The following is a 15,743-nucleotide window of genomic DNA, read 5'->3' as shown; positions in this document are numbered from 1 at the left end:
GTTTTTAGTGAAGGTAAAAAAGGACTCTTTGCGAGTCCTTTTTTAGATAACAGTAATCCTTCCGGGATTCTGTTCTGTGACTGTCCCTATGATGGAAGCCCATTCTACTCCTTTTGACTTAAGGTCATTCAGGAGTGGTTCAGCTTCTGATTCAGGAACGGTTATTAAAAGTCCTCCTGATGTTATAGCATCACAAAGAATCACTTGGTCAACATCATCAATATTTTCGTATTGAATTCGTCCGGATAGCCATTTATGATTCTTTTTAGAACCGCCAGGAATTATATTCTGTTCAGCAAGCTCTCTTGTTTTTGGAAGGACTGGAACAGCTTTTCTTTCAATCGTTATCCCTGTGCCGCTTCCTTCCGCAATCTCCATGGCATGTCCCAGAAGGCCAAAACCGGTAATGTCTGTGCAGGCATTAACCTGGTAGTTATCCATAGCCTCTGCTGCCTCTTTATTTAGAGCAGCCATGACTTCCATCACACAGTCAATGCCTTCCTGTTCCAGCATGTCCCTTTTTATCGCTTGAGTAAGGATGCCTACGCCAATCGGCTTGGTTAAAATCAGCTTGTCACCAGGCTTGGCCGAAGCATTGGTTCTCACCCGTTCAGGATGTACGGTTCCAGTAACAGATAAGCCGAATTTTGGCTCCTGGTCGTCAATGGAGTGCCCCCCTACTAATACAGCACCTGATTCTTTCACTTTGTCTGACGCACCAGCCAGAATGTCTGCAAGTATACTTTTATCCAATTTGCTGATCGGGAAACCTACAATATTCATGACAGTTATAGGCTTTCCGCCCATAGCGTAAATATCACTAAGCGAATTGGCTGCAGCAATTTGGCCGAACATGTACGGATCATCAACGATAGGTGTAAAGAAATCCAGTGTCTGCACAAGGGCAGTTTCATCATTTATTTTATATACGCCTGCATCATCTGATGTATCCAATCCTACCAGGAGGTTTGGGTCAGGTACAGACTTTGGCAAATGACGCAGAACCTGCGCCAGGTCCTCAGGACCAATTTTGCATCCTCAGCCGCCTTTTGTTGATAAAGAAGTCAGTTTTACGATTTCTTCTCTCGACATATTTCTCTCTCCTTGCCTATTCATTGTTTACTTGGGGATTTTTCTAAGATGGTTTCGTAAATTTTCTGAAGTATTTTGGCTTCATATTCTGAAGAATGACTGTCCTCAATGTAAAGTTTGGCAGCATGCCCCAATTTAATCCTCAATTCGTTATTATTCACTAGTTTGTCTGCATTATCAAGGAATTCGACCGGATTAGTGTAGATTAAACCGGTTTCCTGATGCGATATGATATTCCTGTTTCCCAGGTTATTGGCGGCAAGAACTGGAAGTTTATAATTCATTGCTTCTAAAATGGCAGCAGGCTGGCCTTCAGAATGGGATGTGTTCAATACGGCATCAGCTTGTCTGTATAGCTCTCCCATATGGTGATGCGGGATTTGGCCAAAATATTGAACCCATTCTTTATTTCTTTCAGTAAGGGTCTTTACGATATTTCCCTCTTCTTCTTCAATAACAGGCCCCGCCAGCCAAAGACGGATGCGGGGATTCTTTTCATATAGCACTTTAAGTTTTTCGATGGCAAAAGGAATATTCTTCACCTTACGGATTCCTGCCGGCAGCAAAAATACAAAAGTGCCGTGTTCTTTTTTATAATCCGCTCCAGCTTTCGAAAATATTACAGTGCCCTGATGGATCACGCTAATTTTATTTTTTGCTTCAGGTATTTCACCTGCTAGGACTAACTTAGCCTCTTCATCAAATACATGAATAGCTTCCGCATTGGTAATAGTTTGAATGACTTCGGCTTTCTTCTCCGGATTATGAAGGTCGATATTTAAATCCGTGCCGGTCATGGTTACGACATATCTTTCAGGTTTTTCACCTAGCCCCTTCATAAAATGGCCAAACCGATAAGCATTAAAGCCATGAACGATATCGGCTTTTGGCAGGCTGGATAATTTGCAGCTGTCTGTGATATTAATAATTTCAGTCTCAATGCCCAGCTTATTAAGGCCATCAGATATACGCTGCACAGTTACGGTATTTCCTCTTGCCTGATGAAAATTCGGGCTTGCCAGAAGTACTTTCATCCTTTCATCCTTCACAATTATATTTGTACGATCTTCGTGTTAATTAAAGTTTGCATCAATTATTGCAGGAATATTTCATCCTGTCCATTAATGTATTTCAGGTGATGCACTTTTAGTTATAACTGTAAAAAAGCCTGTTTCTTTATTAAGAAACAGGCCCATTCTCTATTCGTTTCCAAATTCTTCTACAAGCTCTCTGAATTTCTGAAGTGAGTTTTCAATTGGATATGGGGAAGTCAGATCCACTCCAGTCTTCTTTAACAGCTCCAGCGGATAATCAGAGCTTCCGCTTTTTAAGAACTCCAGATAGCTCTGCAGTGTTTCTTTGTCCCCTTCAAGAATTTTCGCTGCTAAATGAATGGCAGACGCAAATCCGGTAGCATATTTATACACATAAAATGGACGGTAAAAATGAGGGATCCTGGACCAGCCGAATTTTACTTCTTCATCAAAAACAATTTCATCCCCATTATACTCGCGGAATAAACGTTCATAGATTCCGCTGAATACTTCGGCGTTAAGCGGTTCTCCCTTTTCCGCTAATTCATGGGTTTTCATCTCAAACTCAGCAAACATGACCTGGGTGAAGAAGGTTCCTTTAAACTGATCAATAAAATGATTAAGGAGATGCCTGCGGACACTTTTATCCTTTTCTGTGTCCAGCAAATAATGAATCAGGAGCACTTCGTTGACTGTTGAAGCCACTTCCGCCACAAAGATGCTATAACGGGCTGTAATCTGCGGCTGGTGCTGTGAGCTCAGCTTGCTGTGGACACCATGCCCGCATTCATGAGCAAGTGTAAAAAGGCTGTCCAGATCATCCCGGTGATTCAGAAGGATATAAGGATGAACTCCGTAAATGCCAAGGTTATATGCCCCTGACCGCTTCCCTGGAGTTTCACGCACATCAATATAGCGGCCTGACTTAAACTCCTTCAGAATAGTAATATAATCTTTACCAAGAGGCTCGAGCGCATTACACATTGTGTCATAAGCTTCATCATAGGACATTTCAGGTTTAACTCCCTTTACTAAAGGAACACTCAAATCGTATTGCCTCAGCTCGTCAAGTCCGAGCAGTTCCTTGCGGATTGCAGTATACCGATGCATCGCCCCAATATTCTCTTTAGTCGTCTCAATTAAATTTACATACACTTCCTTTGGCACTTTATCACCGAATAATCCCTTTTCAAGGGCTGAAGGATAATTCCGGATTCTGGCCGTGGTCACATTGTTTTTAATTGCGGCAGAAAGGGTGGATGCAATGGAATTCTTCAGCTGCACATAAGGCTTGTAATAGGACTTATATGCCTCTTTCCTCTTTTCCCGGTCATCCTCTTCCATAATTTTCGCATACATGCCGCGTGTCAGTTCCACTTTTTCGCCATCATCATTTGTGACATCGCCAAACTTTATGTCTGCATTATTCATCATTCCAAATGTATGACTGGGAACTGAAAGTGCCTCCCCAAGCTGAGAGAGGATTTCTTCTTGGTCTTTATTAAGGACGTGCGGCTTATAGCGGAAGGATTCAAGCAAATCCTCCTCAAAGTATTTCAAACCCTTTTCCTCAGCAATATAGCCCTTAAGAGTATCTTCATCCAGGCTTAAGAGAAAAGGCATAAAAAATGATGTGGATGAACTGACTTTAACGCTTAATTGCTTGGCCCTGTCTACATAGGCCTGCGATTCTGTCACCCGTGTGTCCTCATCGGTTTTCAGCATCGCATATGCATACAGCTTATTAAATATGTAAGAGAGTTTTTCTTTCTTTTCAAGGTATTGATAAAGGGAATGACCATCATGGATTTGCCCATCGAAGGTCTTCAGCTTATCGGCCAGTTGTCCAATCTGCCTGTAATCTTCTTCCCATTTTTCCATGCTTGGGTATATGTCTTCCAGATTCCATTTTTCATACAGCGGAACGTCATTTCTGTCTTTGTATGTCTTCATCTTATTACTCCTTTGCAGCATACTGTTGTTTTATTAGGCTTAGGCTGTTTTCGTGAAGTTTGTTGCTTTTACATAACTGAGTATAAATTGCTGAGTAGATTTTCGCTGTGGGCACTTTACTCCTGCCTGCGGGAGGCTTGCATTCCTCCTCCCGGGTTCACTGCGTGCCTTTCGCTGCAATCAACGGGCAGAACTCAAAAACAAACAACTCTCTTAAAAAAACAGCCTTTTTTATTAACTATATTCAAAAGTTATCTCAAAAACCCTTCCACATTTTTGATTTTATCACTTATGGCCATTAAAATAATGATGAAAGGATGTGGACGGATTGGCCATTACTTTGCCTCATATAGAAGACTCAAACAATACTCCATATTTCCCTCCAGTGGGTCATTTTGAAACGTTTCAGGACGATGCCCATTATGAAGAAAAAGTCAGGGAATGGGGATTATCGACTACAAGGGAAGTAAAAAAGGAATTCTGGTATAAAGAAAAAACACAGCAGCGTCTAGTAACCGTTAAAGGTTATCAGACATACGGCGAAACGGGCGATTATTATACACTCATTATCGAGTTTCAGGATGGAAATCTGAGCTGTATCCACCCTGCTTACCTTAAAGAAATGCAGTCTCCAAGCTTTGGAAAAGCACTGGCTGCTGATTTTGGGGATATCTCCTCACTTGCTTCTGAAAAGGAAGATACAAAAGAAGAGAGTGTCAAAACTGAAAAAATAACAAAGAAATCTGCTGAAACCAGCAAAAGTGATAAACCGGTAGCCAAAAAAGCCAAAAAGGAAAAACAGCCTGCATTGGAATTGCCGGCAGATAAGGTTCATTTTACTGCTAAAGTTAAGCAGCTTGCCCTGAGCTGGAATCACTTCAATGAAGCCAATGATGAAGTTATCATACTTGAAGATCTTGTCATTCAGGAGGATGAATCAATAGAGGTAGGGCTAGGCTGGTGCTCTCATTCAAAAACATTAAAGAAATTTGAACTTCAGCCAGGTGATGAACTCGAATTTGATGGGAAAATCGTTAAAAAGAAATTACCTAAAGGAAAAGACTGTGACGAGGAATTCATTATCGAAGAACCTGTTCAATATAAGGTAAATAATCCATCTAAAATCCAAAAAAGCTAAAGAGCGCAGGGCTCTTAGCTTTTTTGGATTACGAAAGAATCCTTTTCTCTCCCTCGATTTTCTGGATTGGGCTGATGTTTTGTGTGAATTCAAGGGTTCCTGCATAGCGCCCGTTTTCATCCCGTACGGCAAAATAACGGATATAAACATATTTATCTTTGAACTTGATCCAGAAGTCCTCAGAGTTTTTCCGGCCTTCCCTGAAATCCTTCAGCAACTCCTCCACAACATGGACACTGCGGGGCGGATGGCAATTCTGTACGGTTCGCCCTATCACGGCTTTGGTCCTGGCAAAGATTCTTTCCTTACCATGGGAGAAGTAGCGGACAACGTCATCATGATCAATAAAGGTGATATCGACAGGCAAGTGATTGAATAAGAGCTCCAGCTGCTTTAAGGACAAGACGCCAGTTTCCATTTTGATATAGCCTTTTGATAGTGCATTTCCCTTAATCTCTTTCCGTTCAGGCTTCCATTCCATTTCAGGGCCGTCCAGACAGAAGCCAATTTCGCCGCTTTCATGGGCAATCTTTACCCATTCATCTTCTGTAAGGTTTTTTAAAGCCATAGGGAAAAGAATATTTTCCTCTCTGTAAATCATGGCACTAATTTCATTGAAAACGAAACGGACTGCATGGATGACCCTTTGCTTCTCCTCCCCCTTGTAATGGGTGAGAAGATTCTTGGCTTCCTTGATGCCGTCCCTGATAAAGTCATCGATGCTCCACATATTATTTGTTGGACCATATATTCCGTACTTCTCCAGATAAGGAAAAAGCAGATTTTCCTTCCGGCTATAGTGCTTATCAAGGTCAAGAAGCAGGATGCAGTCTTCTAATAATGCATATACATTTTCTTCATCATCGTCCTGGATGAATGCCACGAGATGAACCTTAACATTTTCTTTCAGGTGCTTATCAATTGCTTTATTTTCACGTTTGAACGTATGAATGGGATGTCCCGGCTGTTCTTCCGGTTTAGTACGGGGATCAGCTTCATCATAAGCATGATTAGAATGGCTGTGCTGATCCGGAATCTCACGGTTATTAATTAATTCGCTCACTGTAGAATTCCTCCTCCTTCATTCCTTATTCAAGGCTTTTACTAGTGCTTATAAGGAATGTATCATGCTGGAAAAGTTCGTAATGTGATGGGAATCATATGCTGATAAAAAGTTATTTGATTTTTGCCGGAATGAAATGTGAGCAATAAATTACCACCCCCTCCATGTTCCCTTTTTTGTTACACTTTTAAGGGATCGAAAGATGGAGGTTTACTGGCAGTGAAGAGAAAATATCAAGTTTTGATTATGATTGCTATTATTTTTTGCGGCGGGTTTGCAGCCGGCATTTTTTATACAAAAAGTACAAACGGGACACAGACTCTTAACCAGCCTTTACTGGTTTCAAACTCGCATAAACTTCCAGCCAAAAAAGAAATTCCGGAAGTTTCAGAGAATCCCGAAAGAGTACTGATGGGTTACGTCCAGGATTATCGCGATCCTGCTTCGATCGATTATTCAAATTTGTCACATGTCCTATTTTCTTTTATTCATCCAGAGAAGGACGGAAGCATTTCTTTTAATGGTGAGACGGCAAGGAACAATCTGGAGAGAATGGTGTCGATTGCTCATAAGCATAATGTAAAGGCATTCCTTGCTGTAGGCGGCTGGTTTCATGTCAATGGCGGAGAATCCTATGATTATTTTAAACAGGCAATAACGGATGAATCCTCAAGAAACAGGCTGATAACAGAACTCTCAGGACTGGTTCAAAAGGAAAACCTTGACGGGATTGATATTGATTTTGAGCATCCGCGTTCAACAGATGATGCAAGATTCCTGGCTGTTTTTATCAATCAGCTGAGTGAAGTGCTCCATGCAAACGGCAAGCAGCTGTCGGTTGCGGTTCATGCCAAGGTTCATAGTATAACAGGTACAGAGAGCGGTTATGTTGTGTATGAGCCAGATATGTTTAGAAAGGCAGATTATGTGAACATCATGGCATATGACGGCCAATGGGATGGCGGATACAATGCTGCAAATCTTTCTCCCTATTCCTTTACGGAGAATATCGTAAATTATTGGGGCCGCCTCCTTGATTCACAAGGAATCCCCAAGGATAAACTTGTTCTGGGTGTTCCACTTTATGCTCAGCCGGAGGATCCTGCCGTTAAGCCGGTATCTTATCAGGCTGTTATAAACAATAATCCTGAAAATGCAGCAAAAGATATGATCAGCATGAATGGTGTCAGCTATTACTATAATGGATCCGCAACAATGAAAAAGAAAACTGCCCTGGCTTTAAAGCACGGTTTCGGCGGAATGATGCTCTGGGAGGCTGGCCTGGATGCAAAGGGGAAATACAGCCTTACTAGAACGATTGCTGAGGTTCTTCAAAACACAGAAGAACCTGTAAGGTATTATTCTGTGATTCATACAAAATGAGAAAGGAGCAGGGATTATCCCCTGCTCCTTTTCATGAAAGCAGAAACTCTCTAATCTCTTCACGTCTATCCTGGTAGACCTTCTCCCCAAGCATTTTCAATTCTTCTACAAACTTTATTTCATCAAATGGCATTTCTTCACCAAGCTCTTCATTAATGCGCAGATAATTCTCTCCAAGGAGATGCCTGCAATGATAGGTCACAGATTCGGAGGATAAATGAAGAGCGAGGTCCAATAGCTTTGGCGTCACCTTCATGGACGGAAGCTGAAAAGGAAGCCAATGCTTGACCCCCCAATATTTATTATCATCAATCGTAAAGTCAATTTTTTGGAGGCCGGTTCCAAGCGAAAGGATTTTTATCTTTCCAAATTCCACTTTAAAGTGGTGCATAGCTTCCGTAATGCAGACCAATGATGGATTATTTGCCCAAAGCCCTCCGTCTATGGATAAATAACTGTTGCTGATGTTGTTTGGCGGGAAATAGACAGGCGCCGAACAGGAGGAAAGAACGGCGTCCCAAAGCTTCATTGACAGGCTTTCATTGCCTGAGGCGCCGTAATTGGAACGGTGGACAAATGGCTTTCCATGTGTCACATCGACTGCTGGAATCAAAAGCGGTTTTTTTATATCGGATAGCTCGATTTCGCCAAAGGCTTTCCGGAAAAAACGCCGCAGATATTTATCACTATATACGCTTTTAAAAAGGCCAACCTTAGCCTGTTTGACAAAAACTTTTTTCCCGAATGTTTCGTAACCTTTCAGGACTTCCCTCATATCTTTTTTCAGAATCAGTGAAGAGGCTATGATCGATCCGGTGCTCGTGCCTGCAATTATATCAAAATAGTCGCCTGCAGGCTGTTTCAGTTCTTCTTCGAGAGCTTTCAAAATGCTTACGGCAAAAACACCCCGTATTCCGCCGCCATCAATGCATAATATTTTCATTGGATCACCTGCAGTTTCCCTAATCGTTCTCTAGAAGATTGGCGTATGTAAAAGAGAGAAGGATCTTTCCTTCTCTCTTATTCCTCTTGTATCATTTCATCGAAAACGGCAGATACTTTGTTAAATTCATCGTCGTTATCAATGGGTGTAAAGTCGCCTTCCTCATCCAGTTTTAAGAAGAACACGTCAATATCTTCTTCTGTGTCTTCCTCAAGGTCTTCTACAAAGCTGACAGCAGCATATTGATTGCCATCAACCTCTGCCGATGCGAGGACCTCCACTTCCATTTCCTGATCATTCTCATCACTGATTGTAAAAACTTCTCCGACTTCTATTTTGTCCATTTATTAATCTCCTCTCCATATTAGGTTCTTTCTATATTTTCCCGTTTTAGAGGAATTTCATGCCTAAAATAGAAAAAGGATCGGCTTTACGGTGCCGACCCTTACTTTGGAGATTATTTAATTCCTGCTGCCTCTTTTTTTTCCACTTTTACACTCCATCCAAATGGATCCGGTTCAGTTCCTTTTTGAATGCCTGTCAGTTTATCATATATTTTCTTGGACAATTCCCCGGTCTTCCCTTCATTGATTTCAATGATCTTGTTGTCCCAGAAAAATTCGCCAATTGGAGAAATTACAGCAGCCGTGCCTGTTCCAAAAGCTTCTTCCAGCTGGCCATCCGCATGTGCCTGGTAGATCTCCTCTATGGAAATTCTTCTTTCCGACACCGGCACATTCCAGTATTTAAGTAACTCAAGTACAGAATTTCGCGTGATTCCTTCCAGGATACTTCCATTTAGCTCTGGGGTAACAACTTCTCCGTTAATTTTGAAGAAAATGTTCATGCTTCCCACTTCTTCAATATATTTATTTTCTTTGCCGTCCAGCCATAGAACCTGCGAATATCCCGTTAAGCCAGCAAGCTCCTGTGCTTTTAGACTCGCTGCATAGTTTCCTCCAGTTTTAGCTGTACCTGTTCCTCCTTTTACTGCACGGACATATTCGTTTTGGACAGCAATTTTAACAGGATTGATGCCTTCTTTATAATAAGCGCCGACAGGAGAAAGAATAATGATGAATTTGTATCTCTTTGATGGGGCCACTCCAAGATAAGGCTCTGTAGAAATGACAAATGGCCTGATATAAAGTGAAGTTCCTTCAACATTCGGAATCCAGTCACGGTCAACTGAAATTAATTCTTTTAAGGCATAAAGAGCAAGCTCTTCATCAATTTCTGGAATACATAACCTGGAGTTTGATTGATTCAGTCTTTCCATATTCTTTTCGGGACGGAAGAGCAGCACCTCATTATCAATGGTAAGATAGGCTTTTAACCCTTCGAAGACACTCTGCCCATAATGGAAAATCATTGCAGCTGGATCGAGAGAAAGCGGCTGGTAAGGAACAATTCTTGGGTCATGCCATCCCCGTCCGGCAGTATAATCCATTTCAAACATATGATCCGTAAAATTCTTGCCAAACACCAGGTTATCAAATGCAGGTTTTTGTTTTTTCTCAGGTGTGTGGTTGATTTCAATTTTAAATTCTGACATTTTCAAAACTCCCTATCTGTAGATGATTTAAAAACCTTATTCCTGCTTTACGTGCTGCTCTTAAAAGAGGGTAAATAAAAACGCCCAGTCATCCTCCGAGCGTGGACGAAAGGGCTTGCTTCCCGGCAACAACCAATATGGATGTTAAACAGCTGAAGTTATTGATAAAGACTCCTATACTGTTTTTGTTCAGGTTGCCTTTCGCTCTTTTCTACTTCAAGGCAGTAGTGCAGTTCTTTGTTAAAGATTATATAAGTTTTTCTAATATTATGATATTCTCCTATTTAATTGTCAATACGAATTGACAATTTGGTGTTCTATCCCTGTTCGGAAATGATGATCTTGCCTTCATAGTGATGGAAGAAATAAAGAAAATGAAAAAGGACAGCTAAAGCCTTAATAGGCTGCTGTCTTTTTTCATAAGGCAGATTTTACTTAAACCAGCCCTTCTCTTTCGACTGGGTTATGGCTTCTATCCTGTTCGTTACTTCGAGCTTATCAAGAATAGCAGAGATATAGTTACGGACAGTTCCTGTTTTAATGCTGAGCTGGGCGGCAATTTCTTTCGTGTTTTTGCCTACAGCAATCAGCTCCAGCACCTCTTTTTCACGATCTGTCAGAGGATTTTCTTCGCCATAGACATCATCCATTAATTCAGGGGCATAGATGCGCTTTCCTTTGAGAACGTTTCTGATAGAGCTGGCCAGCTCCTCACTTGGGCTGTCTTTTAATAGGTACCCTCTTACCCCAGCCTTTAGGGCCCGCTGGAAATAGCCTGACCTCGCGAAGGTTGTCAGAATAATAACTTTGCAGCCGGTGTCTCTTAATTCTTCAGCTGCTTCCAGGCCGCTTTTTTCCGGCATCTCAATATCCATGATGCATACATCCGGTTTAAGAGTTTTGACGAGGGATATGGCTTCTTTTCCATTCGAAGCTTTCCCAATGACCTCCATATCATCTTCGAGATTTAGCAGAGATCCTAAAGCACCCAGCACCATCCGCTGATCTTCAGCTATGACGATCTTTATCATGCCCTCTCCTCCTTGTTTGGTTCCTTCACGACTGTAGGTACTCTCATTATAATCGTTGTTCCATTCTCAGATACAATATCAAGGCTTCCATTGACAAAATCCAGCCGCTCCCCTAAGCCAAGAAGACCGGATCCCTTGCCTACATCTGTAGAGGGGTTCATGCCGACTCCGTTATCCTGGACAGTAATTCTGACTTCATTCCAGGTTTGTTCGATATTGATGCGGCATTCTGTCGCCTTGCTGTGTTTTACTACATTTGTTATAGCCTCTTTCATGCACATGCTTAAAATATTCTCAAGGAACAGGGATACATTCTTTAATTTGATATCTTCTTCCCCGATGAATTCGATAGAAGCAGCCTTTAAAATTTGCTTAACAAGGATAATTTCTTCCTTCAGCCTGATTCCCCTCATCTGGGAAACCATTTTTCTAACTTCATTTAATGCTGTTCTGGCTGTTTGCTGAACATCTATAAGCTCTTCTTTTGCCTGATCAGGATCTTTATTGATGAGCTTCCTGGCCAGATCGCTTTTTAATCCGATAAGAGACAATTTTTGTCCGAGTGTATCATGAAGATCCCGTGCAATCCGCTGCCTCTCCTCCTGCTTGACCAGGTCCGCAATCCTTTTGTTGGCATCCTCAAGCTGTTCCTCAAGCTTTTCCTGCTTTTTCTTATTGTAAATGTTAAAAGGAAGCAGGATCACACTGATCCAGATGATGATAATAAATGGGATCTGCTGAAGAAATAATGGCTTCTGGGTGACAAAATTAACATTTATGGATATGGTGGTTGCGACCAGGTGGATGACATAGAGCGTTAAAAAGGCAATTCTGTTTTTGATATGGCCATTGTAATAAGCAATATAAAATGCAAAGTAAATAAAAGAAAAAAGAATGGTCATTGTAATTGATATGCTGATTAAGATGCCAGTCCATAAATAGACAGGCCATTTCCGGGATATAAAAGCAAAACGCAGCGATATAAAGAAGAATATAGTCAGTATTATACCAACTGCAATTTCAATTTTGGATGTGGATCTGAAGATGAAATAAAACGGAAGAATGCTGAATACACTCCATATATATGGAGAAATGCCTGAACTTTTTAATGCAGTTATATATTTATTAAACATATGAGGTACCCTCTTTTTATTCTTGGAATAATAAACAGCTCCTTTGCAATCATACCACAAAGGAGCTGTTATTCAGCTTATACATTCAGTTTACGGCTTAACAGATGCCGTTTTAGCTCTGCTTTGTTTTTTGCTGATGGCAGGCTGCTTTGCTGCTCCATACCCTGTGAAGTCCTGGGCTTCTTCATCCCATAAGCGGAATCGAAGTGACTTCAGGCTGGTAGAAAGAGTAATCGTCGGTACATTCTTAAGTTCAGCTGTATTATAATGGGCGCTTTCAAGGTTATAGTTAGGAACGCGCGGGCTTAAGTGATGAATATGATGGAAGCCGATGTTCCCTGTAAGCCACTGAAGCACTTTTGGCAGCTTGTAGAAAGAGCTTCCTTCTACAGCAGCTTTGACATACTCCCACTTATCATCTTCTTCAAAATAGGAATCTTCAAATGTATGCTGTACATAGAAAAGCCAAATCCCTGCTGCTCCTGAAATCAGGAAGATCGGACCCTGTACCATCAGGAAAGCTTCCCAGCCGATTGCCAGGCACATGAACGCATACAAACCAGCGATGGCCGCATTTGTAAGGTGCGTATTAATGCGTTCATTCTTTCTAGCCCCTTTTCTGTTAAAACGGTTTTTTAACAGAAATACATAAATAGGGCCTAATCCCAGCATAACGAACGGATTACGATAGATGCGGTATGCTGCGCGAGTTGACCATGACGCATCCTGGTATTCTTTCACTGTTAAAGTCCAGATGTCACCTGTTCCGCGCTTGTCCAGATTCCCGCTGGTTGCATGGTGAACATTGTGGTCATGCTGCCACTGGTGATAAGGAAAAACGGTCAGTATTCCTGTGATTGTGCCAATAATCTTGTTTGCTTGGCGATTTTTGAAAAAGGAATGGTGGCAGCAATCATGGAAAATAATGAAGATCCTGACCAGGAAACCTGCAGCAACGACAGATATGCCAAGTGTCAGCAAGTAAGAAATGCTCAAGCTCTTATAAGCAAGGAACCAGAGCAGGAAAAAAGGTCCCAGCGTATTGACCAGCTGCATAATGCTTTTTGATAAATCCGATTTTTCATAAGGTGCCATTTGTTTTTTTAAGTTGAGTTGTTTTTGTTTAGAAGTCATTTGTTAATTCCCTTCATCATGACGTTAATTTAATAATAAAGGGTTTGCAGATTAGTGTGTAGACATAGGTGTCATGTCCAAACCATGACATTTATCATGGTTTGGACAAAAAATTAAGAGCTCATCCTAATAACTGGCTACAAAAATTTATTTATTGCGGGTATCTTCCACTTCTGACACAAGGTTAAAAAGGAAGTTATAGACCAACAGATAGGCATCTTGTATAGTTAGTTCCTCTTTAAAGCCTTGAAGGTCATTCAATGAAAAATTAAAATCCCATAGCCCATCCTGAGGGCTGAACATCAGGCTGAATTTTGGTGTACTAGTAAGAGTATTTTCATTTATAAATGCTTTTATAGCTGATTCCGCTTTTTTTGGCAGCTTCAGTCCCAGCATTATTTCATAGTTGCCAAAAACATCATCTGTTTCAAAGGAAACAGCATCCGCTCCGATCAGGTCAAACCACTTCGACTCCAAGTACAAAAATTCATTTATATGATTTTTGAAGTAGCTTATTGGCTGATCCAAAAAGCTGGCCGGTTCCTGTCCGAGAACTTCCTCTGTTTCTTTATCTCCTCTTTCAATATAAGCATCCTTAAAACGATCTGCCGGATTTTTAATTTCTGATGCATCATTCTGCAGCAGACTAAGCTTTTGGGCATATTCCTTTTCTTCTTTATAAAGCTCGGCAGGCTGTTCTAGCAAGTGCTTTCTCATCCGTTCTTTTAACAAATTGCTCTCCTCCTATAGTATATTTACCTTCCCCGATTCTTTGATGAATTTCTTGAAGCATTGGGAGAGTGCTTCTTTTTCCCTTGGGTTTTTGTGCGGCCTGTTCGAGATGAACTGCTTTCCCCTCTTTTCCCCTTTTTAGGGGAAAACTTATCATCCCTTGATTGTGATTGTCTGCCTTTTCTTCTGTCATTTCTTTTGCCAGCGGAAGTTTGTCGTTTGGGATCATGCCTCTTATTTTTAGGTGCTGCGTCAGGTTGTTGATCGTCGTTGCTATTGCCAATGTTTTGCTTAGGGATTTTTATTTTCAGCCCATTTTCGATTTCTTCAAGGAGCGGCTTGTCTGCAGAAGAATAAAACGTGATGGCAAGCCCCTTCATGCCCGCCCGGCCGGTTCTCCCGATGCGGTGCACATAGCTTTCAGGATCGAGTGGAATATCATAATTAAACACATGTGTGACCCCTTCAACATCCAGCCCTCTAGCAGCTACATCCGTAGCAATCAGCAGCTGTATCTCCGCATCCCTGAATCGCTTCATTACTTGTTCGCGTTTTGATTGTGATATATCCCCATGAAGCTGATCGCAATCAAAACCATTCGCTTTCAGCACTTCATATAATTTAGTTACTCTTCGTTTTGTACGGCAGAAGATCACGGCTAAAAATGGTCTATGGGTTTGGATCAGCTGTATCAGCGTACCCTGTTTGGCGCGGTCGACAGTATGTATTGCTATTTGTTTAACTGAATGGGCTGGCCCCTGTGTTTTCTCAATTTGGATATACTGAGGCTCTTTCATATGTTTGTTTGCCAGTTTTCTTATTTCTGCCGGCATTGTTGCTGAAAAAAGCATTGTCTGCCTTTTGTCAGGCGTTTCTTTAATGATTCTCTCAACTTCATCTAGAAAGCCTATATGCAGCATTTGATCGGCTTCATCCAGAACTAAAAAATTCACTTCTGATAAATCAATCGTCTTTCGTTTAATATGGTCCAGCAGCCGGCCGGGTGTCCCCACCACAATCTGGATATTCTTTTTCAGCCTTTTCAGCTGTTTATCTACATCCTGTCCTCCATAGACAGCTAAGACTTCCAGATCACTGTCTTTCGTCAGCTTCAGTACCTCGTCCGTTATTTGTAATGCCAGTTCTCTTGTTGGTGTGACAATCAGAGCCTGAATATGGCCGGCATCCGATTCCGCTTTCTCGAGTATAGGCAGAATAAATGCCAATGTCTTGCCTGTTCCTGTCTGAGCCTGGGCGATTACATCCTTTCCTTCCATAACAGCTGGGATCGCCTGAGCCTGAATAGGTGTTGGCTTGGCTATTCCATTTTGCATGAGGACGCCGGTTAGCTCTTCTGAAATGCCAAGTTTTATAAATTCCTGCAAGTATAACCCTACTTTCTTTTCTAGTTCTGTATTAATTATGCCCTTACTTATATTGTGTGTTTAGCCGCAAAATAGCAAGCATTCTATAGGCGAAATTTTAAAAAAGGCTATTTCAAAATAAAAAGCCCATTTCAGGCCAAAAGGCCTTCAGCGGGCTTTCATAACAT

General features: G+C 41.4%; 14 protein-coding genes. 2 read left to right on the top strand and 12 right to left on the bottom strand.

The features are described from left to right. Positions 1–42 precede the first annotated feature (42 nt). The 3 genes from selD to pepF form a co-directional block, all read right to left on the bottom strand. Positions 43–1,092 (bottom strand): selenide, water dikinase SelD, encoded by a 1,050-nt coding sequence (selD, locus tag AC6CHU_RS15960; RefSeq protein ID WP_201306567.1) that lies wholly within the window; start codon positions 1,090–1,092, stop codon positions 43–45. Positions 1,093–1,112: 20 nt separating this feature from the next. After that, entirely contained in the window at positions 1,113–2,126 is a 1,014-nt protein-coding gene (locus AC6CHU_RS15955) for a glycosyltransferase (RefSeq protein ID WP_498122279.1), read from the bottom strand. 165 nt (positions 2,127–2,291) lie between these two features. Then, positions 2,292–4,079 carry an oligoendopeptidase F gene (gene pepF / locus AC6CHU_RS15950; protein WP_159867440.1) on the bottom strand — a complete coding sequence of 596 codons (1,788 nt, stop codon included), beginning with the start codon at positions 4,077–4,079 and terminating at the stop codon, positions 2,292–2,294. 328 nt (positions 4,080–4,407) lie between these two features. Between pepF and AC6CHU_RS15945 the strand changes: the two genes are divergently transcribed. Beyond that, positions 4,408–5,217 carry a hypothetical protein gene (locus AC6CHU_RS15945; protein WP_159867443.1) on the top strand — a complete coding sequence of 270 codons (810 nt, stop codon included), beginning with the start codon at positions 4,408–4,410 and terminating at the stop codon, positions 5,215–5,217. 28 nt (positions 5,218–5,245) lie between these two features. Here AC6CHU_RS15945 and AC6CHU_RS15940 read toward each other — a convergent pair whose 3' ends face one another. Next, entirely contained in the window at positions 5,246–6,253 is a 1,008-nt protein-coding gene (locus AC6CHU_RS15940; RefSeq protein WP_236566266.1) for a DUF438 domain-containing protein, read from the bottom strand. A 273-nt stretch (positions 6,254–6,526) separates the two neighbouring features. On the opposite strand from AC6CHU_RS15940, the gene AC6CHU_RS15935 reads away from it, so the two are divergent. Then, entirely contained in the window at positions 6,527–7,663 is a 1,137-nt protein-coding gene (locus AC6CHU_RS15935) for a glycosyl hydrolase family 18 protein (protein ID WP_498122277.1), read from the top strand. 31 nt (positions 7,664–7,694) lie between these two features. Here the strand turns inward: AC6CHU_RS15935 and AC6CHU_RS15930 are convergent, their stop codons facing one another. The 8 genes from AC6CHU_RS15930 to AC6CHU_RS15895 all read right to left on the bottom strand — a co-directional run bounded on the left by AC6CHU_RS15930 (position 7,695) and on the right by AC6CHU_RS15895 (position 15,576). Next, complete coding sequence (locus tag AC6CHU_RS15930) at positions 7,695–8,606, bottom strand: CBASS cGAMP-activated phospholipase (protein ID WP_159867448.1); 912 nt, start codon at positions 8,604–8,606, stop codon at positions 7,695–7,697. Positions 8,607–8,683: 77 nt separating this feature from the next. After that, positions 8,684–8,950, bottom strand: coding sequence for a DUF1292 domain-containing protein (locus AC6CHU_RS15925; protein WP_159867451.1), 267 nt, complete (start codon positions 8,948–8,950; stop codon positions 8,684–8,686). A gap of 113 nt (positions 8,951–9,063) precedes the next feature. Beyond that, complete coding sequence (locus AC6CHU_RS15920) at positions 9,064–10,161, bottom strand: branched-chain amino acid aminotransferase (RefSeq protein WP_159867454.1); 1,098 nt, start codon at positions 10,159–10,161, stop codon at positions 9,064–9,066. Positions 10,162–10,592: 431 nt separating this feature from the next. After that, entirely contained in the window at positions 10,593–11,192 is a 600-nt protein-coding gene (locus AC6CHU_RS15915; RefSeq protein WP_159867460.1) for a response regulator transcription factor, read from the bottom strand. After that, positions 11,189–12,325: a sensor histidine kinase gene (locus AC6CHU_RS15910; RefSeq protein ID WP_159867463.1), complete on the bottom strand. Its 1,137-nt coding sequence runs from the start codon at positions 12,323–12,325 to the stop codon at positions 11,189–11,191. The genes AC6CHU_RS15915 and AC6CHU_RS15910 overlap by 4 nt, the downstream gene beginning before the upstream one ends. Before the next feature lie 90 nt (positions 12,326–12,415). Next, positions 12,416–13,459 (bottom strand): Delta(5) desaturase DesA, encoded by a 1,044-nt coding sequence (desA, locus tag AC6CHU_RS15905; RefSeq protein WP_159867466.1) that lies wholly within the window; start codon positions 13,457–13,459, stop codon positions 12,416–12,418. Positions 13,460–13,606: 147 nt separating this feature from the next. Then, positions 13,607–14,191: a branched-chain amino acid aminotransferase gene (locus AC6CHU_RS15900; protein WP_159867469.1), complete on the bottom strand. Its 585-nt coding sequence runs from the start codon at positions 14,189–14,191 to the stop codon at positions 13,607–13,609. A 23-nt stretch (positions 14,192–14,214) separates the two neighbouring features. Then, a complete protein-coding gene (locus AC6CHU_RS15895; protein ID WP_159867472.1) occupies positions 14,215–15,576 on the bottom strand; it encodes a DEAD/DEAH box helicase in 1,362 nt (453 codons plus the stop codon). Positions 15,577–15,743 lie beyond the last annotated feature (167 nt).

This window comes from Cytobacillus sp. GQ23, from assembly GCF_059758675.1.
The sequence above is the reverse complement of the archived record's forward strand: the minus strand, read 5'-3'. Positions and strand labels throughout refer to the sequence as shown.